The sequence below is a fragment of the Mesorhizobium hawassense genome, from assembly GCF_003289945.1.
GTDB lineage: Bacteria > Pseudomonadota > Alphaproteobacteria > Rhizobiales > Rhizobiaceae > Mesorhizobium > Mesorhizobium hawassense.
Genome location: NZ_QMBP01000023.1, coordinates 35,755 through 59,356, shown reverse-complemented (window position 1 = coordinate 59,356; position 23,602 = coordinate 35,755). Strand labels below are relative to the sequence as shown.

At 64.1% G+C, this 23,602-nt stretch carries 23 protein-coding genes and 1 riboswitch; of the genes, 12 read left to right on the top strand and 11 right to left on the bottom strand.

What is annotated here, in order from left to right:
- Positions 1-63: 63 nt before the first annotated feature.
- Positions 64-2,076, bottom strand: a complete 2,013-nt coding sequence (locus DPM33_RS31355; RefSeq protein ID WP_112101238.1) for an acetyl-CoA carboxylase biotin carboxylase subunit — start codon at positions 2,074-2,076, stop codon at positions 64-66.
- 249 nt (positions 2,077-2,325) lie between these two features.
- Here DPM33_RS31355 and DPM33_RS31350 point away from each other — a divergent pair, with 249 nt between their 5' ends.
- From DPM33_RS31350 to DPM33_RS31315, 9 genes are all read left to right on the top strand, one after another.
- Positions 2,326-3,453 carry an S-(hydroxymethyl)glutathione dehydrogenase/class III alcohol dehydrogenase gene (locus DPM33_RS31350; RefSeq protein ID WP_112101237.1) on the top strand — a complete coding sequence of 376 codons (1,128 nt, stop codon included), beginning with the start codon at positions 2,326-2,328 and terminating at the stop codon, positions 3,451-3,453.
- A gap of 63 nt (positions 3,454-3,516) precedes the next feature.
- On the top strand, positions 3,517-4,086 hold the full coding sequence (gfa, locus tag DPM33_RS31345) for an S-(hydroxymethyl)glutathione synthase (RefSeq protein WP_112101236.1): 570 nt from the start codon (positions 3,517-3,519) through the stop codon (positions 4,084-4,086).
- 121 nt (positions 4,087-4,207) lie between these two features.
- A complete protein-coding gene (locus DPM33_RS31340; protein ID WP_146770353.1) occupies positions 4,208-4,756 on the top strand; it encodes a hypothetical protein in 549 nt (182 codons plus the stop codon).
- A gap of 65 nt (positions 4,757-4,821) precedes the next feature.
- Complete coding sequence (locus DPM33_RS37545) at positions 4,822-4,944, top strand: hypothetical protein (RefSeq protein ID WP_281004839.1); 123 nt, start codon at positions 4,822-4,824, stop codon at positions 4,942-4,944.
- A gap of 28 nt (positions 4,945-4,972) precedes the next feature.
- Entirely contained in the window at positions 4,973-5,431 is a 459-nt protein-coding gene (locus tag DPM33_RS31335; protein ID WP_425373604.1) for a YaiI/YqxD family protein, read from the top strand.
- 27 nt (positions 5,432-5,458) lie between these two features.
- On the top strand, positions 5,459-6,136 hold the full coding sequence (locus tag DPM33_RS31330; protein ID WP_112101233.1) for a DUF1345 domain-containing protein: 678 nt from the start codon (positions 5,459-5,461) through the stop codon (positions 6,134-6,136).
- A gap of 98 nt (positions 6,137-6,234) precedes the next feature.
- Positions 6,235-7,107, top strand: a complete 873-nt coding sequence (locus DPM33_RS31325; RefSeq protein WP_112101232.1) for a cytochrome b/b6 domain-containing protein — start codon at positions 6,235-6,237, stop codon at positions 7,105-7,107.
- Position 7,108: 1 nt separating this feature from the next.
- Positions 7,109-7,900, top strand: coding sequence for a molybdopterin-binding protein (locus DPM33_RS31320; RefSeq protein WP_112101231.1), 792 nt, complete (start codon positions 7,109-7,111; stop codon positions 7,898-7,900).
- Positions 7,861-8,382, top strand: coding sequence for a GNAT family N-acetyltransferase (locus DPM33_RS31315; protein ID WP_342634387.1), 522 nt, complete (start codon positions 7,861-7,863; stop codon positions 8,380-8,382). The genes DPM33_RS31320 and DPM33_RS31315 overlap by 40 nt, the downstream gene beginning before the upstream one ends.
- Here the strand turns inward: DPM33_RS31315 and DPM33_RS31310 are convergent.
- Entirely contained in the window at positions 8,321-9,325 is a 1,005-nt protein-coding gene (locus DPM33_RS31310; RefSeq protein WP_112101230.1) for a hypothetical protein, read from the bottom strand. The genes DPM33_RS31315 and DPM33_RS31310 overlap by 62 nt on opposite strands.
- A 369-nt stretch (positions 9,326-9,694) precedes the next feature.
- Positions 9,695-9,781, top strand: a riboswitch (glycine riboswitch).
- Between the two features lie 149 nt (positions 9,782-9,930).
- Here DPM33_RS31310 and gcvT point away from each other — a divergent pair.
- From gcvT to gcvP, 3 genes are read left to right on the top strand one after another with little or no spacing between them, the layout of a single operon-like run.
- A complete protein-coding gene (gene gcvT, locus DPM33_RS31305) occupies positions 9,931-11,031 on the top strand; it encodes a glycine cleavage system aminomethyltransferase GcvT (protein ID WP_112101229.1) in 1,101 nt (366 codons plus the stop codon).
- A gap of 8 nt (positions 11,032-11,039) precedes the next feature.
- Positions 11,040-11,408, top strand: a complete 369-nt coding sequence (gcvH, locus tag DPM33_RS31300; RefSeq protein WP_112101258.1) for a glycine cleavage system protein GcvH — start codon at positions 11,040-11,042, stop codon at positions 11,406-11,408.
- Positions 11,409-11,424: 16 nt separating this feature from the next.
- A complete protein-coding gene (gene gcvP, locus DPM33_RS31295) occupies positions 11,425-14,232 on the top strand; it encodes an aminomethyl-transferring glycine dehydrogenase (protein WP_112101228.1) in 2,808 nt (935 codons plus the stop codon).
- A 13-nt stretch (positions 14,233-14,245) separates the two neighbouring features.
- On the opposite strand, the gene DPM33_RS31290 is transcribed toward gcvP, so the two are convergent.
- The 9 genes from DPM33_RS31290 to cpaB form a co-directional block, all read right to left on the bottom strand.
- Positions 14,246-15,418, bottom strand: coding sequence for a GGDEF domain-containing protein (locus DPM33_RS31290; protein ID WP_112101227.1), 1,173 nt, complete (start codon positions 15,416-15,418; stop codon positions 14,246-14,248).
- Positions 15,419-15,591: 173 nt separating this feature from the next.
- Complete coding sequence (locus DPM33_RS31285; protein WP_112101226.1) at positions 15,592-16,065, bottom strand: tetratricopeptide repeat protein; 474 nt, start codon at positions 16,063-16,065, stop codon at positions 15,592-15,594.
- 138 nt (positions 16,066-16,203) lie between these two features.
- Positions 16,204-17,169: a type II secretion system F family protein gene (locus tag DPM33_RS31280; RefSeq protein WP_112101225.1), complete on the bottom strand. Its 966-nt coding sequence runs from the start codon at positions 17,167-17,169 to the stop codon at positions 16,204-16,206.
- Position 17,170: 1 nt separating this feature from the next.
- The gene (locus tag DPM33_RS31275; protein WP_112101224.1) at positions 17,171-18,136 is read right to left on the bottom strand and encodes a type II secretion system F family protein; all 966 of its coding nucleotides are present in this window, start codon (positions 18,134-18,136) and stop codon (positions 17,171-17,173) included.
- 4 nt (positions 18,137-18,140) lie between these two features.
- Positions 18,141-19,562: a TadA family conjugal transfer-associated ATPase gene (locus tag DPM33_RS31270; protein ID WP_112101223.1), complete on the bottom strand. Its 1,422-nt coding sequence runs from the start codon at positions 19,560-19,562 to the stop codon at positions 18,141-18,143.
- Positions 19,559-20,773, bottom strand: a complete 1,215-nt coding sequence (locus DPM33_RS31265) for a CpaE/TadZ family protein (protein WP_112101222.1) — start codon at positions 20,771-20,773, stop codon at positions 19,559-19,561. The genes DPM33_RS31270 and DPM33_RS31265 overlap by 4 nt, the downstream gene beginning before the upstream one ends.
- Positions 20,774-20,786: 13 nt before the next feature.
- Complete coding sequence (locus DPM33_RS31260) at positions 20,787-21,062, bottom strand: hypothetical protein (protein WP_112101221.1); 276 nt, start codon at positions 21,060-21,062, stop codon at positions 20,787-20,789.
- A 4-nt stretch (positions 21,063-21,066) separates the two neighbouring features.
- Positions 21,067-22,506, bottom strand: a complete 1,440-nt coding sequence (locus tag DPM33_RS31255; RefSeq protein WP_112101220.1) for a type II and III secretion system protein family protein — start codon at positions 22,504-22,506, stop codon at positions 21,067-21,069.
- Between the two features lie 29 nt (positions 22,507-22,535).
- Positions 22,536-23,456 carry a Flp pilus assembly protein CpaB gene (cpaB, locus tag DPM33_RS31250; RefSeq protein WP_112101219.1) on the bottom strand — a complete coding sequence of 307 codons (921 nt, stop codon included), beginning with the start codon at positions 23,454-23,456 and terminating at the stop codon, positions 22,536-22,538.
- Positions 23,457-23,602: the final 146 nt, after the last annotated feature.

The following is a 23,602-nucleotide window of genomic DNA, read 5'->3' as shown; positions in this document are numbered from 1 at the left end:
GCAGATGTATTGTCCGGGAGCCCGCGATGCGAGTCCAGCGATCACCTGTACACAGCAAGCCGGTCAGGCGAATTCCATGATCACCGCATCGACTGCCAGGCTGTCGCCAGGTTTTGCGTTGAGCCTGGCTATCGTGAGGTCGCGCTCGGCGCGCAGCACGTTCTCCATCTTCATCGCCTCGACCACGGCCAATGTCTCGCCGGCCTTGACCTCTTGGCCCTCCGCGACAGCGATCGACACGACGAGTCCGGGCATCGGGCAAAGCAACATTTTCGAGGTGTCCGGCGCCACCTTCTCCGGCATCAGCCTTTCGAGCTCGGCGTTGCGCGGCAGCATGGCGCGCGCGGTCACCGACATGCCTTTCCAGGCGATGCGCAAGCCGTTCAGCATCGGTCGGATCTGCGCTGCAATGTTGTTACCACCGACCGTGCCCTGCCAGATCGCGTCGCCCGGCCGCCAGTCGGAGGCAACCGTGAACGGCTTGCCGCCGTCGATCGACAGATCGACCTCCATCGGTATAGAAATCATGCCGTCGACGATCTCGGCCGAAAGATACTCCGCTCCGATCTTCACCACCCAGTCGCGCTTGAGATGGCCGGAATGCGGCGCCAGCCGGCCGCTCAGGCGGTCGAGCCGGTCGCGACGCAGCAGTTCGATCGCCGTTGCGACAGCGGCAAACACCGCCCTCTCCTCGCCGCTGGGCTCGACCGGCGCGAAGCCGTCCGGATATTCCTCGGCGATAAAGCCGGTCGACAGCCGCCCCTCGCGCCAGCGCGGGTGCTGCATCAGCGCCGCCAGGAACGGGATGTTGTGCTCGATGCCGTCGACGACGAAGTTGTCCAGCGCCTCCGACATCGCGTCGATCGCCGCGAGTCTCGTCGGCGCCCATGTGCAGAGCTTCGCCACCATCGGGTCGTAGAACATCGAAATCTCGGCCCCTTCGGTGACGCCGGTGTCGTTGCGCACGACGATATCGCCGAACGTGCCTTCTTCCGGCGGCCGGTAACGCGTCAGCCGGCCGATCGACGGCAGGAAATTGCGGTAAGGGTCTTCGGCATAAAGGCGGCTCTCCACCGCCCAGCCGTTCAGCTTCACGTCGCTTTGCTTGATGCCGAGCTTTTCGCCGGCGGCGACGCGGATCATCTGCTCGACCAGGTCGATGCCGGTGACGAGTTCGGTCACCGGATGCTCGACCTGCAATCGCGTATTCATTTCAAGGAAATAAAAGTTCTTGTCCTTGTCGACGATGAACTCGACCGTGCCGGCGCTCTGGTAGTCGACGGCCTTGGCCAGCGCCACCGCCTGCTCGCCCATCGCCTTCCTGGTTTTGGCGTCGAGGAACGGCGACGGCGCCTCCTCGACCACCTTCTGGTTGCGGCGCTGGATCGAGCATTCGCGCTCGCCGAGATAGAGCGCGGTGCCATGCGCGTCGGCCAGCACCTGGATCTCGATATGACGCGGATCGACGACGAACTTCTCGATGAAGACGCGGTCGTCGCCGAAGGAGCTTTTCGCTTCCGAGCGCGCCCGGTCGAAGCCGTCGCGCACCTCCGCCTTGCTCCAGGCGATGCGCATGCCCTTGCCGCCGCCGCCGGCCGAGGCCTTGATCATGACCGGATAGCCGATCTCGCCGGCGATTCTTTCGGCATGGTCGGCGTCTTCGATGACGCCGAGCCAACCCGGCACGGTCGAGACCTTGGCCTCGCTGGCGAACTTCTTCGATTCGATCTTGTCGCCCATCGCCTTGATCGCCCGGGGCTTCGGCCCGATGAAGACGATGCCTTGCTTCTCCAGCGCTTCGCAGAAGGAAGCGCGCTCGGACAGGAAGCCGTAGCCCGGATGCACGGCTTGGGCGCCGGTCTCCTTGCAGGCGGCGATGATCTTGTCAGCTACTAGGTAGCTCTGCGCGGCGGGCGACGGCCCGATATGCACCGCTTCATCGGCCATTTCGACATGCACGGCATCGCGGTCGGCATCCGAATAGACCGCGACGGTGGCAATCCCCATCTTGCGCGCCGTCTTGATCACGCGGCAGGCGATCTCGCCGCGATTGGCGATCAGGATCTTCTTGAACATTCGGATGTCGTTCCTCCGGCGAAGCGGTCCAGTTCTATGGATAATTCCGGCGCGCCTCAAGTGTCCGCGGATTGGCTTGTGGCAGCCGCCGATTGCGGAAACCGCGCCGAAAAACGTCGCAAGAGACGTTGGCCGCCAACGCGGAACTCGCTAAGGTTATTTTTAAGGCCGAAGGGATGGCAGGCTGGCATTCGCCACGGGCAGCTTGCCGTTAGCTAAAACTTGCAAATCGCTTGGGAGGAATGCCTCATGAAAACGCGTGCCGCCGTTGCCGTCGCCGCCGGAAAGCCGCTGGAGATCATGGAGGTGGACCTCGAAGGGCCGCGCGAAGGCGAGGTTCTGGTCGAGGTCAAGGCGACCGGCATCTGCCACACCGACGAGTTCACGCTGTCGGGCGCCGATCCGGAAGGCCTGTTCCCGGCCATCCTCGGCCATGAGGGCGCCGGCGTGGTGGTCGATGTCGGCAAGGGCGTCACCTCGGTCAAGAAGGGCGACCATGTCATCCCGCTCTATACGCCGGAATGCCGGCAGTGCCCGTCATGCCTGTCGAGGAAGACGAACCTGTGCACCGCCATCCGCGCCACCCAAGGCCAAGGGCTGATGCCGGATGGCTCCTCGCGCTTCTCGATGGGCAAGGACAAGCTCTTCCACTATATGGGCTGCTCGACCTTCTCCAATTTCACCGTGCTGCCCGAGATCGCGCTGGCCAAGGTCAATCCCGACGCCCCCTTCGACAAGATCTGCTACATCGGCTGCGGCGTCACCACCGGCATCGGCGCCGTCATCAACACCGCCAAGGTCGAACAGGGCGCCACCGCCGTCGTCTTCGGCCTCGGTGGCATCGGTCTCAACGTCATCCAGGGCCTTCGCCTTGCCGGCGCCGACATGATCATCGGCGTCGACGTCAACAACGACAAGAAGCCCTGGGGCGAGAAGTTCGGCATGACGCATTTCGTCAATCCAAAGGAGATCGACGGCGACATCGTGCCTTACCTCGTCAACATGACCAAGCGGGGCGCAGACCAGATCGGCGGCGCCGACTACACCTTCGACTGCACCGGCAACACCAAGGTGATGCGCCAGGCGCTGGAGGCCTCGCATCGCGGTTGGGGCAAGTCGGTCATCATCGGCGTCGCCGGCGCCGGCCAGGAGATCTCGACCAGGCCGTTCCAGCTGGTCACCGGCCGCACCTGGATGGGCACCGCCTTCGGCGGCGCGCGCGGCCGCACCGACGTGCCGAGGATCGTCGACTGGTACATGGAGGGCAAGATCCAGATCGATCCGATGATCACCCATACGCTGAAGCTCGAGGACATCAACAAGGGCTTCGACCTCATGCATGAGGGCAAGTCGATCCGGAGTGTCGTGGTTTACTGAGGAAACCCACTGGGCCGCGGGCCGAACGCCTGCGATCTCTTTGGTCAACATGGGAGGAATGGAATGGCGGAAAAACTGCATCCGAAAATCGACAATGGCCTGCCGAAGGAAAGCGCTTCTTTTTCCGGCGGCACGCTGGTCTGCGCCTGCACCAGCAAGCCGGTGAAGGTGAAGGTCAAGGGCCAGATCGCCCACAACCACGCTTGCGGCTGCACCAAATGCTGGAAGCCGGATGGCGCGGTGTTCTCGGTGGTGGCCGTTGCCGGCACTGGCGACGTCACGGTCACCGAGAACGGCGACAAGCTGAAGGTGGTCGACCCGGCCGCGCTCATCCAGCGCCATGCCTGCACCGGCTGCGGCGTCCACATGTACGGCCCGGTCGAGCGCGACCACCCCTTCAAGGGGCTGTCCTTCATCCACCCGGAGCGCTTCGAGGAGGACGGTTGGTCGCCGCCCGGCTTTGCCGCTTTCGTCTCCTCGATCATCGAGTCCGGCGTCGATCCGAAACGAATGGACAGTATCCGCGCCCAGCTGAGGTCGATCGGGCTGGAGCCCTATGACTGCCTCAACCCCGGCCTGATGGACTACATCGCCACCTGGACGGCGAAGAAGTCCGGGGCGCTTCCGGCCTGACGCCGTTGGAGCCAGCCGGCACCGTCCTGCGTGAAATACCTCATGGAGCAGGCTGACGGGCGATCGGATGATCGCCCGTTCTGTCTTGAGACGGCAACTGGAGGGGTTCATGCAAGCGCTCTTGATCGCCGCAGCGGTGCTCGTCACCGGGCTCGCCTTGGCTTATGGCATCAAGCGGTTTTCACTGGGCGACAGCGTGACGCTGATCGCTCTGATGATCATTCCGCTGCTCGCCTATGGCGTGGTCTCGGGCGACATCAGTGAGTTCACCGCGCCCGGCGGCTGGGGCGCAAAATTCCGCGAAGAGGCCAAGAGGACGATCGACCCGGTTCCGATCAGCTCTTCCATCGTAGAAGGTGAATTCGTCGCCAAGGGTGATTTTGTCCAACTTGAAAACGTCGACCGCAATTTGGCGCCCGGAGAGCCGGTGAGCATGACCTTGCAACTTGGCCGCGGCGACTACTACCAAGCGCCGGTCGTCGCCGAGTACATCAGGGTACTGTCGCAGCATGATCCCGATATGTCGGTCGTGGTGATCGACCCAGCCGGCAAATATGTCGCCTCGGCCAAGGGCAGCGTCGTTCTGGCGCAATTGACCAACCCCAAGAGCTCCGACCAGGCCGACCAGTTGATGAGCGCGCTACGTGGATCAGACCCGCGGCGATACTGAAGATCAGCGGCTTCTCCGACAAATCCATCGCCGACACGGCCAGCAATGTCGAAGCCTTGCGGAAAATGCAAAGCGAGAATACAGCCCGCTTGGTGGCGGTTACCCCGGAGCGAGTGCCCGAAGGCGTCGTGCTTCGCGACCTGATCGTCACCCGGTTGCTGGTCGAACTGGCGCCGCAAGACAAATAACCACCAGGAGCAGCCGATCGCCCGGGATATCATCATCTACGTCGATGCGGACGCCTGCCCGGTCAAGGCCGAGGTCGAGAAGGTCGCGGAGCGCCATGGCGTCGTCGTGACCTACGTTTCCAATGGCGGCTTGCGGCCGTCTCGCGATCCGATGATCCGCAACGTCGTCGTTTCCAAGGGCGCGGATGCCGCCGACGACTGGATCGCCGGGAACGCCAGGGCCAACGACGTCGTGGTGACGGCCGACATCCCGCTTGCCGCGCGCACGGTGGCGCTCGGCGCGCATGTGCTGGGACCCACCGGCCGCCCTTTCACGCCCGAGACGATCGGCATGGCGGTGGCGATGCGCGATTTGAAGCAGCATCTGCGCGAGACCGGCGAAAGTCGCGGCTTCAACGCCTCCTTCACGCCAAAGGACCGGTCGCAGTTTCTCGGTGAGCTCGACCGCATCTTGCGGCGCGCGCTCAAATCCGTCACACCGAACTGATCCGCACGCCTTTCAGGAGGCCGGGCCATGGGTGACGACACGACCCTCAAAAAACCGATGCGTCGGCACATGCAGTTCGCCTTGGCCGCGGCCATCGGCATCGTCGCACTGCTGCTTGCCCTGCTGCTGCGCGCGCCGCTCCCCTATTCGATCGGCGCCAACGTCTTCTTTGCATCCTATATCGCCTTGGTCCTCGCCTTGATGCCGAGGCTCACCGGCCGTTACCTCAGCAAGAACGCCCGCGCCACCGACATGCCGGTGCTGCTGATCTTCGCCGTCACGCTCTTCGTTGTGGTGGCGGCCATCGTCTCGCTGTTCCTGCTCATCAACCAGAAGGACGCAGCCCACCCCTGGCAGCTTGGCTTCGCCATGCTGTCGATCCCGCTCGGCTGGTTCACCATCCACGCCATGGCGTCACTGCACTATGCCCATCTCTACTGGAAGGACGGCGACGAGATCGACGAGAAGACCCAGAAGAAGATGCCGGTCGGTGGGCTCGATTTTCCCGGCGACAAACGTCCGGAAGGCTGGGATTTCCTCTATTTCGCGACCGTCATCGGCATGACGGCGCAGACCGCCGACACGGCCATCACCACTTCGCACATGCGCATGGTCGTGCTCGTCCACTCGATCCTGACCTTTTTCTTCAACACGGTGATCGTTGCCGCGGCGGTCAATCTGGCGGTCAGCCTGGGCACCCCGTAATAAATCCGTGATCGCATGAAACATTGCCTTGTGCGGCGACGTATTGAGGGGGAGACAATGACCTGAGAAGCCGCTTCCAAGAGGCGGCCGGAGGCAGAATGGACACTGTTGCCAACAACCAATCCGCCGCCAAGGCGGACGGCAAGGACACGACCCTCATCTATCGGCAATCGCGCTGGACGCGGCTGACCCACTGGATCTGGGCTTTCTCGCTGTTTTTCATGCTGCTTTCCGGCTTGCAGATCTTCAACGCGCGTCCGCAGCTCTATATCGGCAAGCAGTCCGGCTTCGAGTTCAACAACACGATCCTGCAGATCGGCGCCGAGAACACCGCGAACGGCCCGCGCGGTTTCACGCAAATCTTCGGCCATCGCTTCGACACCACCGGCGTGCTCGGCTGGTCAGGCCCACCGGGACAGGAGACGCAGCGCGCCTTCCCTTCCTGGGCGACGATCCCCTCCTACTACGATCTCGGCACCGCCCGCGTCGTGCATTTCTTCTTCGCCTGGCTGCTCAGCGCGACGCTGCTGATCTGGCTGGTCGCCGGGCTGATTAACGGCCATATCCGCCGCGATCTCGCCCCGCGCCTCTCCGATCTGCGCAAGCTGCCACGCGATATCGTCGACCACGCCAAGCTAAAATTCCATCATACGCGCGAATACAACACGCTGCAGAAGATGGCCTATGGCGGCGTGCTGTTCGTGCTTCTGCCGCTGATGATCATCACCGGGCTCGCCATGTCGCCGAGCATGAATTCGGTGCTGCCCTGGCTGAACGAAATCCTCGGCGGCCGGCAGACCGCGCGCACCATCCACTTCACCGTCATGCTGCTTCTGGTCGGCTTCTTCGTCATCCACATCGTGATGATCCTCGCCGCTGGCCCGATCAACGAGCTGCGCTCGATCATCACTGGCTGGTACCGCACCGACCCGCCGGAAAAACACGACCAACCGACCGAGAGGAGCGTCTGACATGGCAAAATTCCAGATCAGCCGCCGCAAGTTTTTGACCGCCAGCAGCCTCGGCCTGTCCGGCATCGCGCTTTCGGGTTGCGATGCCTTTGACAGCGGCCTCGGCATCGGTGGCGGTCTGCGCAGCTTCCTCGAAAACGCCAACGGCCTGACCTACCGCGCGCAGCGCCTGCTTGCCGGCCGCAACGCGCTGGCGCCCGAATTCACCGAGGCCGATATCCGCCAGCCGCAGCGGCCGAACGGCGTCACCGCGCCGGATGACGACACCTACAAAGGTCTGCTCGCCAACAACTTCGCCGACTGGCGGCTGGAGGTCACCGGGCTTGTCGAAAAACCGCTGTCGCTGACCCGCGAGCAGCTTCAGAATATGCCGAGCCGAACCCAGATCACCCGCCATGACTGCGTCGAAGGCTGGAGCTGTATCGCCAAATGGACCGGCACGCCACTGTCGCTGGTGCTCGACCAGGCGGTGGTGAAGCCGCAGGCCCGTTACGTGATGTTCCACTGCCTCGACACGATCGAGCAGAGCCTGTCCGGCGACATCAAATATTACGGCACGATCGATCTTATTGACGCCCGCCATCCGCAGACGATCCTGGCCTATGGCCTGAACGGCAAGCCGCTGCCGGTTGAGAACGGCGCGCCGCTGCGCGTCCGCGTCGAGCGCCAGCTCGGCTACAAGATGCCGAAATACCTCTACAAGATCGAGCTGGTCGACAGTTTCGCCAGTGTCGGCGGCGGCCGCGGCGGCTATTGGGAAGACAATGGCTACGACTGGTATGGCGGGATTTGATAGTCCCTCTCTTGCAGGCCGAGCACGATCTTGCGCCGGCCGAGCCTAATGCCATTGAAGAACGGCTCAACGGCGACAACCGGCGTCTGACAGGCTGCGACGATGATCGCGGCCTGGTCTTTCTGCTGCGGGACACGGCCGGACACCCGATTGGCATCGCCGCGGGTTATTCCTGGGCGGGGATCGCCGAACTCAAGCTGATGTGGGTCGACGAAGCCTGTCGAGGCCTTGGCCATGGCAAGAGGCTGCTCGATGCCTTCGTAGCCGAGGCTGCCGCGCGAAGCGCTCGACGCATCTGGGTCGCAACGCACGACTTCCAGGCACCGGGTCTCTACGAGAAGGCTGGCTTTGAACGTGTGGGCGAATTCGCCGGATGGCCCGAAGGCCATTCCAACATCATCCTGTGCAGGACGGTCGCCGTTAGGCGACCTTGTCCAGCAGCGGCTTCAGCGCCGGGTGGATTTCAGGCGAAGCCTGCTTGATCAGCGTCAGCAGCGCGCGTTCGTTGTCGCGCAGCGGCCGCTGGCCGCCGCCGATGCGCGCGGCCAGCCATTCGGCTTCGTCGGCGTCGATGGTCTCGGCGCGGCGGGCAAGCGCCTCCGCGGCCCGATTCCTGGCCTCCCAGTCGGACTCGACGTCGCCGGGCGATTGATAGGCTTCGAGGATTGCGGAAAACCCGCCGGAGACCATGCGGCTGAAGAAACCGCCGAGCGTCGGCGCCGCCTCGTCGAGGAAATTTTCGTGGCGCAGCGCCACTTCGCGCGTCGGCGGCTCGTAGCCGGCCGAGCACATGACATAATTGGCGATCGCCTTGACGAAGAGGTCGTTCCACGACGGATCGTTCTGGGCGGCCGCGGTCTGGTTGTTGATCCTGAACAGGACCTCCGCCTCGGCCTTGCTGATGGCGATGTTGCCATCGCCGCCATAGGCGTAGAGAATGCGGCGCAAGAGATCGACCTCGGCCCGGGCGATCAGCCCCGGCATAAGTTGGCCGCCGAGCATCAGCGGCCCTTTGCCGTCGATCACCGCATGCGCGACCTGCTCCAGCGCATAGGCCGAAAGCTGCCCGGGCGAGGTTTTCGCCTCTTCCAGCACATGCACCAGCAGCTCGAGCTCGGTGCGGCTGTCGACCATGCCGTCGCGAGAGATCGTGCGGACCAGCCAGTCGGCGTTCTCCTGCGAGATATAGCCTTCCGGCTTTTCCTGGTGGACGATGTAGTCGGTCACCGCCTCGACGAAGAACGGCGCCCATTCCCCGCACTTGTCGCGCGCCGTCTGGTCGAGCGCGAACAGCGCCTCCGCCTCACCGCGGCTGACCACGCCGTCCGCGAACACCTCGCGCCGCAGCATCGTCACGTCTTCGGCCGTGATCTTGTTTTTCGAGGTCAGCCCCGCAACCGGAGCGCTCATGATCAATTCGCCCATCTGCCGTCCCTGCCCGTCGCCTGTTGCTGGCGAACTTAGTGCGTCATGGCGGCGGGTATATCAGAAGTATCTTGAGAAACCGGCAAATGGCGTGGTTAGCGAAGACTTGCCGGTGCTGCGCTTTAGATGTGTTGAGATTCAGGTCAGGCCGAGTCGGAGTCGAAGACGGGCGCGAAGCGACCAAACTGGGTGGCTTCCGAGAACCGGAGCGGAGCGTACTTGCAGTACGTGAGCACCGGAAGTGCAGAAAGCCGGCATTTACAGACCGGCCTCACCTGAATATCAACGCATCTTCGATGTCGCAGGGAGGTGACAAGGTGTCGCCGACGGGCTATGGATGGCGCGTCGAGGGCTCAGGCGACTGAGTCCTTCCTGTTTGCGGGAGAGAACAGCGCAAGCTGTCGCCGAAGGGGAAATCGCCCGAAATCTCTCAGGCAAAAGAACCGTGGACGGGAAAGACAACTCTGGAAAGTCGGGAATCTTCCCGCGCCGAAGGTGTAAGCGCTGCCGACAGGGTTACGGGGCGCGAGTCTCTCAGGCTTCAGACAGAGGGGCACGACTAGGCCGCCAGTGGCGGTCGATTGCCGTGCGACTCTGGAGAAGACATGACAGGCGAAGACACCAGACACCTACCCCTCGAGGATTTGCACCAGGCCGCGGGCGCGCGTTTCGGCGCCTTCGCCGGCTGGTCGATGCCGCTCACCTACCCGCCCGGGGTGATGAAGGAGCATCTGCACGCGCGCGAGCATGCCGGCCTGTTCGATATCTCGCATATGAAGCTGTTCGCGGTCGGCGGTCCGGGTGCCGCGGCGCTGCTGAACCGCGCCTGCCCGCTCGATGCCGGCGCGCTGGAAACCTCGCAGTCCAAATACACCTTCTTCCTCAACGAGGCGGCGGGCATCATCGACGACCTGATCGTCACCCGCCTTGGCGACGACCGCTTCATGGTCGTGGCCAATGCCGGCAATGCCGTCGAGGACGAGAAGCATCTTCGCGCTCTGGCTGCGGATTTCAACGTGAGCGTCGAACCGCTCGACAGGGTTTTCCTGGCGATCCAGGGTCCGGATGCGTGGGCAGCTCTTGCACGTGCCGGCATCGAGACCGGCTCGCTGCTCTTCATGCACGGCGTCGAGCCCCGGCAAGACTGGTTCATGAGCCGCTCCGGCTATACCGGTGAGGACGGTTTCGAGATCGGCCTGCCGGAGGCCGATGCCCGCGACTTCGTTGCCAAACTGCTGGAAGACGATCGCGTGCAGTGGATCGGCCTTGCCGCCCGCGACAGCCTGCGCCTCGAAGCCGGGCTCTGCCTGCACGGCCAGGACCTGACGACGGAGATCGACCCGGCAAGCGCCGGGCTGATGTGGGCGATCCCGAAGGAGGTTCGCGCCGCCGGCCATTTCATCGGCGCCGACGCGCTGCGTTCGATCATCGAGCGCGGGGCGCCGCAGAAGCGTGTCGGCCTGAAGCCCGACGGTCGCCAGCCGGTCCGCGCTGGCGCAACGCTCATCGATGCCGACGGCAACCCGGCCGGCCACGTCACCTCCGGCGGCTTCGGTCCTTCTACCGGCCACCCGGTCGCCATGGGTTACGTCGACCCCGCCCTGGCCAAGCCCGGCACGAAACTTTTCGCCGACGTCCGCGGGACGAAAATCCCGGTCGACATCGCCGCCCTGCCCTTCACCCCACACCGCTACCGCAAAGGATGATTTCCAAGATGGCAAAGACCTATTTCACCGAAGATCATGAATGGCTGCGCGTCGAAGGCGGCGTCGCCACGGTCGGCATCACCGATTATGCGCAGGAACAACTCGGCGATCTCGTTTTCGTCGAGCTGCCCGAGATCGGCCGCAAGCTCGCCAAGGGCGATACCGCCGTCGTCGTCGAATCCGTCAAGGCGGCATCGGACGTCTATGCGCCGGTCGACGGCGAGATCACCGAAGCCAACGGCTCGCTGTCGGCCGACCCCTCGCTGGTCAATTCCGCGGCGACCGGCGATGGCTGGCTCTGGAAGATGAAGCTCGCCAACGAAAGCCAGCTCGACAGCCTCATGGATGAGGCCGCCTACAAAGCCCATATCGGCTGATATCAGGATTTTGGAAATGACCGCAGCACTCACTCCCTTTTCGGCCCGCCATATCGGTCCCGGCGTCAGCGACGTCAGGGCAATGCTCGCAACTATCGGCGTGCCATCCGTCGAAACGCTGATCAGCCAGGCCGTGCCTAGATCGATCCGCCTCGACCAGCCACTCGACCTGCCCGCTCCGGCGAGCGAAGCGGAAGCGCTGGCCGAACTGTCGGCGATCATGGCGAAGAACACGGTGCTGAAGAGCTTCATCGGCGCCGGCTATCATGGCGTCTTCGTGCCGCCGGTCATCCAGCGCAACCTGTTCGAGAATCCGGCCTGGTACACGGCCTACACGCCCTACCAGGCCGAGATCAGCCAGGGCCGGCTGGAAATGCTGTTCAACTTCCAAACTTTGGTCGCCGAGCTCACGGGCCTGCCGGTGGCGTCGGCCTCGCTGCTCGACGAAGCGACCGCCGTCGCCGAAGCCGTCGGCATTGCGCTGCGCCACCACCGCGACAAGCGCACCAAGGTGGCGCTTGCCGGCACGCCGCACCCGCAGTCGCTGGATGTCGTTCGCACCCGCGCCGAACCGCTCGGCATCGAGGTCGACGGCGAGACGATCGACGACGACACGGCCGCCCTGCTCGTCTCCTGGCCGGACACTTTCGGCGTCTATGGCGATCACAAGGCAGCGATCGAAAAAGCCCGCGCCGTGGGCGCGCTGGTCGTCTTCATCGCCGATCCGCTGGCGCTCACCTTGACCGATGCGCCGGCCTCGCTTGGCGCCGACATTGCCGTCGGCCCGATGCAGCGCTTCGGTGTGCCGATGGGTTTTGGTGGCCCGCACGCCGCCTATTGCGCCGTTTCCGACAAACTGACCCGTCTGATGCCAGGCCGCCTCGTCGGCCAGTCCACGGACACCAAGGGCCGCGCCGGCTACCGGCTGGCGCTGCAGACGCGCGAGCAGCATATCCGCCGCGACAAGGCCACTTCCAACATCTGCACGGCGCAGGCGCTGCTGGCCAATATGGCGACGGCCTATGCGATCTGGCACGGCCCTGCCGGCCTGCAGGCGATTGCCGGCCAGATCCATGGGCTGGCCGACCGACTCGCCTCCGGCCTCAAGGCCGCGGGCGTTGCCGTGCTCGGAGCGAACCGATTCGATACGGTCACGGCCGAAGTGAAGGGCAAGGCCGTCTCGATCGCACAGGCCGCCGAAAAGACCGGGCGGCTGCTGCGCGTCATCGACGCCGATCATGTCAGCATTGCCTTCGACGAGACGTCTACGGAAGCCGATCTCGAGGCGATCGCCGGCCTCTTCGGCGCCAAGCCAGGGACGCAAGCCAGTTCCCTGCCCGGCAAGCCGCGCGGCAAGGAATTCCTGACGCAGCCGGTCTTCCACGAGAACCACTCCGAGACCGAGATGATGCGCTTCCTGCGCCGGCTGGCCGACAAGGACTTGGCGCTCGACCGCACCATGATCCCGCTTGGCTCCTGCACCATGAAGCTCAATGCCGCCGCCGAGATGATGCCGGTGAGTTGGCCGAGCGTCGCCAATCTGCACCCCTTCGCGCCGGCCGGCCATTCGCAGGGCTATCGCAAGATGGCCGCTGAACTGGAGACCTGGCTGTCGGAGATCACCGGCTTCGACGCCGTCAGCCTCCAGCCCAATGCCGGCAGCCAGGGCGAATATGCCGGCCTGCTCGCCATCCGCGCCTATCACCGCGCGCGCGGCCAGGGCCACCGCACGATCTGCCTGATCCCGTCTTCGGCGCACGGCACCAATCCGGCGAGTGCCGCGATGGCAGGCATGAGCGTCGTCGTCGTGCGCTGCCTGGACGACGGCAACATCGACATGGACGATCTGCGCGCGAAGGCCAACGAGCATTCCAAGAACCTCGCGGCGTTGATGTTCACCTATCCCTCGACTCATGGCGTCTATGAGGAAGGCGCGCGCCATCTCTGCGCGCTGATCCACGAGCACGGCGGCCAGGTCTATTTCGACGGCGCCAACCTCAACGCGCTGGTCGGCCTCGCCCGCCCCGGCGATATCGGCGCCGACGTCTGCCACATGAACCTGCACAAGACCTTCTGCATCCCGCATGGCGGCGGCGGCCCGGGCGTAGGTCCGATCGGCGTCCGGGCGCATCTGAAACCCTATCTGCCGGGCCATGTCACCGAAGGCTCGGCGCATGCCGTTGCGGCAGCACCGTTCGGCAGCGCCTCCATCCTGCCGATCACGTGGATGTATATCCGCATGATGGGCGGCTCCGGCCTGAAGCAGGCGACCGAGACCGCGATCGTCTCGGCCAATTATGTGGCGACGCGGCTCGCGCCGCATTTCCCGCTGCTCTACAAGGGCCGCAGCGACCGCATCGCGCATGAATGCATCCTCGACACCCGCGTGCTCAAGGAGAGCGCCGGCATCAGCGTCGACGACATCGCCAAACGCCTGATCGACTATGGCTTCCACGCGCCGACCATGTCGTTCCCGGTCGCCGGCACCCTGATGGTCGAGCCGACCGAGTCCGAGCCCAAGCGCGAGCTCGACCGTTTCTGCGAGGCGATGATCGCCATCGCCGGCGAGGCGGCGAAAGTGGCGAAGGGCGAATGGCCGTCCGACGACAACCCGCTGGTCAACGCCCCCCACACCGCGGCGGAAGCGCTGGCGGGCGCGTGGACCCATCCCTATTCGCGGCTGGAGGCGGCCTGTCCGGCGGGCGACGCCGATCTGGCGGCGAAATATTGGCCGCCGGTGTCGCGCATCGACAATGTCGCCGGCGACCGCAACCTGGTCTGCTCGTGCCCGCCGCTGTCGGAATATCTCGGCGCCGCCGAATAGCCGCGCCGGCGTTTCAGGCAGTCTTCAGGACCGGCCCGGTATCGGGCTGGCCCGCTTCGGCCTCAGCGATGACGCGGTTGCGCCCCGCACGCTTGGCCGCATAAAGCGCAGCGTCGGCCTGTGCCAGCACCTCGCTCAAAGGGCGGCCCGCGGCCGAGCCGAACCCCATGCCGCCGCTGACGCTGCTGCGCAGCGGGCCGCGATGGGTCGGCACGATCTCCGTGCCGAAAGCGACGCCGAGCCGGCTTGCCAGGTCATGCGCTTTCTCGGGCGTGATGCGCGTCATGACGAGCGCGAATTCTTCGCCGCCGAGCCGGAAGGCGTCGACGCCTGCCTTGCCGTATTTCTTGATCACCGCCGCGAAGCGGCAAAGGACTTGGTCGCCGACGGGATGGCCGAAGACGTCGTTGGTCGTTTTGAAATGGTCGAGATCGAACATGACGATCGCCGTGAACGGACCGAAGCTGCGATCGCCGTAGAGCTCGTTGAGCGCCCTGCGGTTCATCAGACCGGTCAGCGGATCGGTCATCGTCTCCGCCTTGAGCTCGATCTGCGCCTGCAGATGGTGCAGCGAAAGCGTCAGCGCGCCGAGGCCGGTCATGCAGGCGACCGCGACGACGGAGTTCAGCCGCTCCGCCCAATTGTCGGGCGCGGCGCCCAGCACCCATTGCCCTTTGACGACCAGCACAAGGCAGCACAGCGCGAAGGACACGCCGCAGGCTCCGCTGAGGAACGAAACGACCAGCAGGATGCGGCGATCGTGATCGCCTTTCATCCAGAACATCGTTCCGATCGCCGCGAGCAGCACCGTCACGGAAGCGTAAGTGATCTGGAAGCCGATGCCGTCGAAACCGAGATGAGTGACCATCGCGCAGGCGGCCATCGCGGCCAGCGTCGGCACGATGGCGCGGCGATAGTGGCGAAAACCGAGATACTGCATGGCCGACAGGCAGATCACCAGGAAACCCAGGGTTAGCAGCGCCAGCACGGCCTGGCAAAGCCAGGGATCGGCATCCTTGGTGTAGCGCCAGAACGCGACGACATGGGCAACCAGCACGAGGATGCCGCAGGCAACGGTGAGGACGAAGCGCGCCCTGGGCGTGGTGAGCCAGATGGCGAACATGGTGATGCTGAGGCAAGTGCCCGACAGCGCCGCCGCGAGCAGGAGCGAGCTGAAATCCAACATCGTAAGAACTGCCTCTAGGAGGAGTCTGGTCGCCTCTCTTGTAGGTTGCCACGGGCAAGCGCAAACCGTTTTCCGATAAGTCCCACCGCTACGTCATCACAGGGTTTACAAAGCGTCGACATATGAGGCGAAATCCCATCACGACACACGGGATACGCGAACTTGCGGAAGGATCAGCCCTTGTCGAGCAGCGCCAGATTGGCGTTCACCACCGTCGGGTCGGCCATGCCGGCCCTGGCCTCGAGCAGCAGCGCGCGCGCCTTTTTCTTGTTGCCGCGCAGAAGCTGCGAGTAACCCATATTGTTGACGATCTGCGGCTTGCGCCCGGCGACTTTCAACAGCTGCGCATAGGCGCGATCGGCGAAATCGAAACGGCCGAGTTCGTCATAGGATGCGGCAAGTCCCATCCAGGCTTCGGCATTGTCGGATTTGAGCTCGACCGCCTTGCGGAAATGCTGTTCGGCGAGGCCGAAATTCGCTTCGCGAAACTGCGCCTTGCCTTCGACGAGATCGTTGGCGCTGATATCCTTGGCCACCGGCTGGATCGCCGTGGTCTTGGTCGTGTCGACGTTGTTGTTCGTCGTGCAGCCGGTAATCATCAAGACGGCCGCGAATGCCGCCGCTGCCTTGGAAAGTCTCTGACGCATGCCCCTGCCCCATCGCCCGATTTGCCGGGTCGTTCTTCAGGGAAAGACCATACAGAAGAGCGATTAAGCTTCGGTGCCGAAATGCAGCTAAATTTTGGTTGCCCACCAAGGATGCGTTAACCAGCGCTGACGCTTGGATTAGTGGTGGGCGGTCAGCTTCACGATGATCGGGATAATGGCGATCATCAGCACCACTGGCAGGATGCACACCGTCACCGGAACCGACATTTTGGCCGGCAAGGCGTGCGCTTTCTCCTCGGCCAGCGACATGCGCTTGTGCCGCATTTCGTCGGAGAAGACGCGCAGCGAGCCCGACAAGCTGGTGCCGAGTTCCTTGGACTGCTGCAGCAACGTCGCGAAGGAACGCACCTCATCGAGGCTGAGGCGGTCGGCGAGTGCTTTCAGCGCATCGTCGAGGCTACGGCCGGCCCGCAACTCCAGCGACACCAGGATCAGGTTCTGGCTGAGCGAGGGATAGGTGCGGGAAAGCTCCTTGGAAACGCGCTCGATGCCGGCCTCCATGCTCATGCCGGCATCGGAGCAGACGATCATCAGGTCCATGAAGTCGGGAAAGCCGTTGCGGTATTCCCGCATCTTTTCCCGCACCTTCTGCGTCAGCACCAGGCCCGGCAGGAAATAGCCGCCAGCGCCCGACAAGATGATGAAGGTCCAGCGGCTGGTCATGGTCGACTCGGCACTCGCCGCCCAATGGTTGATCAGGAATGCGCCGAGCGCCGCGCCGACCAGGGCGGCGAAACGGATCAGGAAGAACATGCCGACCGCGCGCGGCTCCATGTAGCCGGCCTGGATTAGCTTGAGGCGCAATCGCGCGACATTTTCCGGGTCGCTCTTGGCGTAGAATTCCTGCGCCCGTTTCACCGCCTTCTCGCGCACGGCATTGGTGTTTTTCTTGGGCGCGGCCTCGGCCTGTTCGACGGGCTGCATCACCTCGACCTTCAGCCGGCGCTTGACCTCGCTGCGGTCGCCCTTGGCGAGCACCAGCGGCCAGGCGACGGCGCCGCCGCCCAGCACAAGCAGCAGCACGGCAACCGGCATCAGTGAGGTCGGGGCAAGCGAGGCGAGGAAGCGGATGACGTCTTCCATCTCAGAACCTGAAGTTCGACATCTTGAACATGATGGCGTTGCCGAGCAGCAGCCAGATGATGGAGCCGCTCAGCATGTACCAGGTCTTCGGCACGTCCCAGACATCCTGGTAGAACTGCGGCATAAGCACCATGATGGCGGTGAACAGAAGCACCGGCACCGCGGTCAGGATGTAGGCCGACATGCGCCCTTCCGTCGAGATGGCGCGCACCTTGCGGCGCAGCTTGCCGCGATCGCGGATCGTCGATGACAGGCCGTCGAGGATCTCGCGCAGATTGCCGCCCGAACTGCTTTGGATCGACACCGCCGTGACGAACAGCGGCAGGTCCTCATGCCCCACCCGGTCGAACAGATTGTTCAGCGCCGAGACCAGGTCGGAGCCATAGGTCACCTCGTCGGCGACGACGCCGAACTCGGTCCCGATCGGATCGGCCATTTCGCGCGACACCATGGCAATCGCCACCGGCACCGGATGGCCGGCCTTCAGGCCGCGCGTGATCAGTTCCAGCGCCTCGGGCAATTGCATCCCGAACCGCTTGTGCCGGCGCTTGCGCCAGAAGCGCATGACCATCACGGGCAGCACCGGCAACAACACGACGAACAGCCCAAGGCCGAACAACAGCGGCAAGCCCTTCCAGATCGCCAGGAGCGCCAATGCCATGGCCACGCCCGAGGTGATCGTCAGGAATTTCGGCAGCGGCGTGGTCATACCGGACTGCGTGCGCAGGGCGCGGAAGCGGTCGAGCGAAAAGATCGAGCTGGTGCCGTCGATCCCGCGCTCCTTGCGCAGTTGGATCAGCACCTGTTCCTGGCTGATCTTGTTCTCCGCCAGCTTCATGCGGCGGTTGATTGCGGTGCGCTTGTCGCTCCGCCCGGCATAGAGCAGGTAGCAGCCCTCGGCGATCATGATGCCGGTGAGCGCCGCCGCCGCGTAGACGACATAGACCGGGCTGAATCCCTCGAACACCGGCCTAGTCCTGCGGCCGGCCGGGCTCGAAATACTTGCCCGGGAATTCGATGCCCATATTGCGCAAATCCTCGAGAAAGCGCGGCCGGATGCCGGTAGCCTCGAAGTGGCCGAGGATCCTGCCGTCCGCCTCCATGCCGGTGCGCACGAAGCGGAATATCTCCTGCATCTGGATCACGTCGCCTTCCATGCCGGTCACCTCGGCGACGCTGGTCACCTTGCGCTTGCCGTCGGAGAGGCGCGTCAGCTGGACGATGATGTCGATGGCGCTGGAAATCTGGCTGCGGATCGACTGCACCGTCATCGGCATGCCGGTCATGCCGAGCATCTGTTCCAGGCGCGAGATGGCGTCGCGCGGCGTGTTGGCATGGATGGTCGCCATCGAGCCTTCATGGCCGGTGTTCATCGCCTGCAGCATGTCGAAAGCCTCCTCGCCGCGGCACTCGCCGAGGATGACGCGGTCAGGACGCATGCGCAGCGCGTTCTTGACCAGGTCGCGCTGCTTCAGTTCGCCGTGGCCCTCGATATTGGCCGGACGCGTTTCCATGCGCGCGACGTGCGGCTGCTGCAACTGCAGCTCGGCCGCATCCTCGATGGTGATCAGGCGCTCGTCTTCCGGGATGAAGGCCGACAATGCGTTGAGCATCGTCGTCTTGCCGGTGCCGGTACCGCCCGAGATGATCGTGGTCTTGCGGGCATGCACAGCCGCCGCCAGCACCTCGGCCATGTTCTGGGTGATGGCGCCGAATTCGACCAGCTTGTGCAGGCCGAGCTTGTTCTTGGAGAATTTGCGGATCGAGACCAGCGGCCCGTCGACGCCGACCGGACGGATCGCCGCGTTGAAGCGCGAGCCATCGAGCATGCGAGCGTCGACCATCGGCTGCGATTCATCGACGCGCCGGCCGACCGCCGCGACGATTTTATTAATGATTCGAAGCAGATGCGCCTCATCCTTGAATGGGATGTGAACCTGCTGCAGCTTGCCGCGCTTTTCGACGAAGCAGTTCTGGTGGCCATTGATCAGGATATCGTTGATCTCGGGATCCTTGAGCAGCGGCTCCAGCGGTCCGAGGCCTACCATCTCGTCGACGATGTCGTCGACCAGCGAGTCGAGCTCGGCGATATTGATCGCCATCCGCTCCTCGCGCGTCTTTTCCGAGACGAATTCATAAACTTGCCGGCGCATTTCGTCCCGGGGCAACCGCTCGAGCGCCACGAGGTTGATCTCTTCGAGCAGCATGCGATGGATACGCACACGCGCATCGAGCACCTTGTTGGCGCTTTTTGCAGGCTGGGCCTCAGGCTTTGGCGGCGCCGGCTTGCGGGTCGTCGGGATAACCACCGCATTATGGACGACGGGCGGGGGCTCCGGCGCCCGTTGCGGACGAACGTCGCGGCTCTGCAGGTTGGAAAAGCGGCTGTTCATCCTGCCTTCCTCTTCAGTAAGCCCCTACCCAGGCCGAACAGCGATTTCGACTTGACCGTCGTCTGGACGGCCTCCTCCGGCAGGATGATCTTCTTCAGGTCGTTGACGACATTGGCGTTGGGGTCGATGGCGTGCAGCGGCACGCCGCGATCGACGGCCTCGCGCACCAGCCGGTAGTTGTTGGAAATGCCGCCGACGAAATGCTCGCCGAGTATGTCCTGGACGTCGGCCTGCTTGATGCCGTTGTCGAACATCTTCTGCTCGAAGCGATTGACGATGACGTTGGGCTTCACTTCCTTGCCGGCGGTCTCGTAGACGGCCTGGATGAGCCGCTGCGTGTGGCGCAGGCAGGGCACCGTCATCTCGGCGACGATGTAGAGTTTGTTGGAACCGAGCAGCACCGTCTCGGTCCAAGGGAACCAGGTACGCGGCATGTCGATGACGACATTGTCGAAATAGGCCGCCACGAGGTCGAGCATACGCACAACGACATCGGTCTTGAACGAGCGCATGTCCGAAGGGCGCGTCGGCGCGGCAAGCACGCAAAGCCCGCTCGCATGCTTGGACAACATCACGTCGAGCAGCTGCCGGTCGAGGCGCTCGGGCTGGTTCTCGATTTCCGTGATGTCGAAGCGCGGTTCGAGGTCGAGATATTCGGCGCAGGCGCCCTGCTGGAAATTGAGGTCGACCACGCAGGTCGAGGCGCCACGCGTCACCGAGTGATGCAGCTGGAAGGCCGTCTGCAAGGCGAGAGTCGTGGTGCCGACGCCACCGGCGGCCGGCATGAACGTATAGATGTGGGATTCGGTGTTCTCTTCCCGCCCCGGCCCTTGCAGCGCGCGGATGACGGAACGCACGAGGTCGGCCGTTGTGATCGGCTTGACCAGGAAATCGGCGACCTTGAGCTGCACCAGGATGCGCACCGCCGCCGCGTTGAATTCCTGGGTGACGACGACCACCGGAACGCTGCCTTCCAGCCGTCGCATGACGCGCTGCAGCGATTCGATCTCTTCGAGCTTCGCCGCATCCATGTCGACGATGACGGTGCCGAAATCCGCCTCGAGGACCTCGCCGCGCAGCTCGTTGACACTCTTTTCCAGCGTCAGAAGCTCGATGATCTCGGAGGCGGCGAAAGCCGTCCGCGTGTCCTGCAGGAACGCCCTGTCCGTCGAAACAAGCAGGATCTTCTTGGTCTTGGTGCCAGATGCCATCGTCGTCAGCCCATCAATTCGTCGTCGTCGACGACGATGTCGTCGATGCCGACCCGGAGCCGGCCTTCGCACCGACGGCGGCGCTCTCCGGACCAGGGCGCTGGGCCGGCACCAGCAGCCGGGTGTTCTGGACGCCGTACTTCCACGGGTCGACCATCTGCATGGCGGTGTTGGACGCCTGCGCGTTGCCGGCCGCCAGCGTCACGCCTTCGGTGCGTACATAGTCGTCACTGGTGCAGCCGCTGACGAAACCGGCCAGGAGCAGAGCGATGCAAAGGGAGGTACGCATGGCCTTAGTCCTTTGGCAGGTCGAGGAAGTGGCCGGATATGGTGGCGGCCACCGGGCGGGCGGCGCTGCCGTCAGCCAGCGCCACCGGACGCTTCGGCGCCGAGGCGTCCGCTTCCTCGGTGTTGTTGAGGAAATAGTCGGCCGGACTCGGCGGCTGTGTGCCGTCGGTCGGTTCCACCATCCTCTTCGACGGATCGACCGGCTTGACCAGGTAGGGCGTGACGATGATCACCAGATCGGTCTCGCGCCGCTGATAGGATTTCGAGGAGAACAGCGGGCCGAGCACCGGCAGCTTGCCTATCCCCGGCACCCGCGACGTCGTGATGTCGTTCTGCGACTGCAGAAGACCAGCGATCATGAAGCTTTGGCCGTTCTTGAGGTCGATCGATGTCCTGGCGCGGCGCACAATGAAGGCCGGGATGGAAATGCCGCTGCTGACCTGGATGGACGCGGACGGGTCGATCGAGGACACTTCGGGCGCGATGTCGAGGCTGACCAGCCCGTCCTTCAGCACCGTGGGCGTGAAATCCAGGCCGACGCCGTACTTCTTGTAGGTGACGCTGATCTTGCCATTGTCTTCGGACACCGGGATCGGGAACTCGCCTCCGGCGAGGAAGCTCGCCGTCTGGCCCGAGCGCGCAATCAGGTTCGGCTCCGCCAGCCGCCGCGCCAGGCCGCGTTCCTCCAGCGCCTTGATGGCGATGTCGATTGAAACACCGTTCGACAGCAGGCTGCCGATGATCTCGCCGGTTCCGGCCCCCGTCACGTCCCCCCCGTCCGGGTTCAGCACGACTTTGCGGTTGCCGATGCCATAGGCAAAATTGGCGGAGTATTTGGCGCCGAGGTCCTGGCCGGCCTGGCGGTTGATCTCGACGAAGCGGACGTTGAGCTGCACCTGCTGCGACGACGAGATGTTGACCGAATTGATGACTTCCTCGTTGCCGGAAAAGCGCGACGCGATCTTGCTGGCCTTGTCGGCGGCAACCGCGTCGTCGGCCTCGCCCGACAGCACGACGCGGCCGTTTGCCGAACCGACCTTGATCTTGGCGTCGGGCACGCTGGCGCGGATGGTGCTTGCCAACTGGTCGGTGTCCAGCGTCACCTCGATGTCGATGGTGCCGACGAGCTGCTTGTTCTGGTCGAACAGGGCGATGCCGGTGGTGCCCAGATTGTTGCCGAGCACGTAGAAGGACTTGTCGGTCAGCGGATTGACGTTGGCGATCTCCGGATCGCCGATGACGATCTGGTAGAAGGGAGCGCTCGTCATGATCGTCTTCGGCTTGCCCTTGGCGACCTTTATCGAGGCGTTCTTGTTCGCCGAGACGTAGACGACGTCGTTGTCGGCCCTCGCCGGCGCGGTGACGCCGAGCATTGCCACCGCCAGCGCGATCGCGCCGAGAAGGCGCCACCCTCCGGTCGTCCGAAATGCATCAAACCCAAACATCTTGCCCTGTCCCCGCCGGTCCCCACCGGCTATTGCTGCAGTTCCTGCGGCGTTTCCCGTGAAGGAACCTTGTATTCCTCGACCTTCTCGCCGCGCGTCACGATCACCGTCTTGAATTTCGGTCCGTCAGACTCCTTCGTCACCGCGTTGACGAGCGAGGCGGCGCTGGCCTGCGCGTTCGCGGCGACTGACCCGCCGAAGGATGAGATGGTCGTCAGCCCGCTTTTGCTCGCGGAGGCATCGGCTGCGGAGCGCAAGGACAGCGACAAGGTGCCGACGGTGCGGGCAAGCGCCACTTTCTGCGCCCCCTCGTTGGTCACCTCGAGGGTCACGGAATTGGCGACCTGCGGCTCTGTCTTGCGCTCGTCGGCGCCCTGTCCGACCGAAAGCACCTTGGCGTCCGATACGACGATCTCGGACGTGACCGTCGAGCCGGCCGCGCCCTGGGCATTCTTGGACACCTCCTGGATGTCTCCCGCGTCGCGCGTCAGCACGACGTCGACCCGGTCTCCCGGCGTGATGAAGCCGCCGACGCCGGCGATCTCGTCGGTGCGGATGGTGACGGCCCGCATTCCAGGCGACAGCATGTTGGAAAGGGTGGCGCGACCGTTCGGCCCCGACAGCTTGGTCAGCAGCACCGGCTCGTTGACCTCGATCGGCGACAGCACGACCCGGCTGCCATCGGCAAGCAGCTTGTCGATCGTCGGAAACGCGCCTTGCGGCAGAGAATCCTGCGGCCACGGAATCTCGGCCAGTTGCGGCCGTCCGAGCTCCATGCCGTAACGCAGCGGCGCTTGAGCCACCACGATGGTCTTGAACTCGACCTTGGGCTGCTGCGGAGCTTCGACCGTGACGACCTTGACCTCGGGCTGGGCCTTTGCCTGGCTCTTGACCCAGAAGTCCGCCGCAAAGATCGAGATCGCGCCGAAAACGGCTGCGATACCGATCATGGTTATGGCCCTGCCCCTCACAACGAAACCCCTGACGCCCGTGGTCTTTTGTTAGTTGGGCCTCACGCTAGGCATTAATGTTAAAGAATAAGGAACACCGGGCCGCGCCGGCCGCCCTATTTCGGCCGGCTTGGTTATCGAATGGT

What these genes read in the sequence shown, in the direction of transcription:
- cpaB (WP_112101219.1), bottom strand. Translation starts at nt 23,456, where the DNA reads ATGATCGGTATCGCAGCCGTTTTCGGCGCGATCTCGATCTTTGCGGCG.
- DPM33_RS37545 (WP_281004839.1), top strand. Translation starts at nt 4,822, where the DNA reads ATGCAAAGCGAGAATACAGCCCGCTTGGTGGCGGTTACCCCGGAGCGA.
- DPM33_RS31330 (WP_112101233.1), top strand. Translation starts at nt 5,459, where the DNA reads ATGGGTGACGACACGACCCTCAAAAAACCGATGCGTCGGCACATGCAG.
- DPM33_RS31280 (WP_112101225.1), bottom strand. Translation starts at nt 17,169, where the DNA reads ATGGAAGACGTCATCCGCTTCCTCGCCTCGCTTGCCCCGACCTCACTG.
- DPM33_RS31310 (WP_112101230.1), bottom strand. Translation starts at nt 9,325, where the DNA reads ATGGGCGAATTGATCATGAGCGCTCCGGTTGCGGGGCTGACCTCGAAA.
- DPM33_RS31270 (WP_112101223.1), bottom strand. Translation starts at nt 19,562, where the DNA reads ATGAACAGCCGCTTTTCCAACCTGCAGAGCCGCGACGTTCGTCCGCAA.
- DPM33_RS31285 (WP_112101226.1), bottom strand. Translation starts at nt 16,065, where the DNA reads ATGCGTCAGAGACTTTCCAAGGCAGCGGCGGCATTCGCGGCCGTCTTG.
- DPM33_RS31320 (WP_112101231.1), top strand. Translation starts at nt 7,109, where the DNA reads ATGGCAAAATTCCAGATCAGCCGCCGCAAGTTTTTGACCGCCAGCAGC.
- DPM33_RS31290 (WP_112101227.1), bottom strand. Translation starts at nt 15,418, where the DNA reads ATGTTGGATTTCAGCTCGCTCCTGCTCGCGGCGGCGCTGTCGGGCACT.
- DPM33_RS31265 (WP_112101222.1), bottom strand. Translation starts at nt 20,773, where the DNA reads ATGGCATCTGGCACCAAGACCAAGAAGATCCTGCTTGTTTCGACGGAC.
- DPM33_RS31355 (WP_112101238.1), bottom strand. Translation starts at nt 2,076, where the DNA reads ATGTTCAAGAAGATCCTGATCGCCAATCGCGGCGAGATCGCCTGCCGC.
- DPM33_RS31260 (WP_112101221.1), bottom strand. Translation starts at nt 21,062, where the DNA reads ATGCGTACCTCCCTTTGCATCGCTCTGCTCCTGGCCGGTTTCGTCAGC.
- DPM33_RS31325 (WP_112101232.1), top strand. Translation starts at nt 6,235, where the DNA reads ATGGACACTGTTGCCAACAACCAATCCGCCGCCAAGGCGGACGGCAAG.
- gfa (WP_112101236.1), top strand. Translation starts at nt 3,517, where the DNA reads ATGGCGGAAAAACTGCATCCGAAAATCGACAATGGCCTGCCGAAGGAA.
- DPM33_RS31350 (WP_112101237.1), top strand. Translation starts at nt 2,326, where the DNA reads ATGAAAACGCGTGCCGCCGTTGCCGTCGCCGCCGGAAAGCCGCTGGAG.
- gcvH (WP_112101258.1), top strand. Translation starts at nt 11,040, where the DNA reads ATGGCAAAGACCTATTTCACCGAAGATCATGAATGGCTGCGCGTCGAA.
- gcvP (WP_112101228.1), top strand. Translation starts at nt 11,425, where the DNA reads ATGACCGCAGCACTCACTCCCTTTTCGGCCCGCCATATCGGTCCCGGC.
- DPM33_RS31255 (WP_112101220.1), bottom strand. Translation starts at nt 22,506, where the DNA reads ATGTTTGGGTTTGATGCATTTCGGACGACCGGAGGGTGGCGCCTTCTC.
- gcvT (WP_112101229.1), top strand. Translation starts at nt 9,931, where the DNA reads ATGACAGGCGAAGACACCAGACACCTACCCCTCGAGGATTTGCACCAG.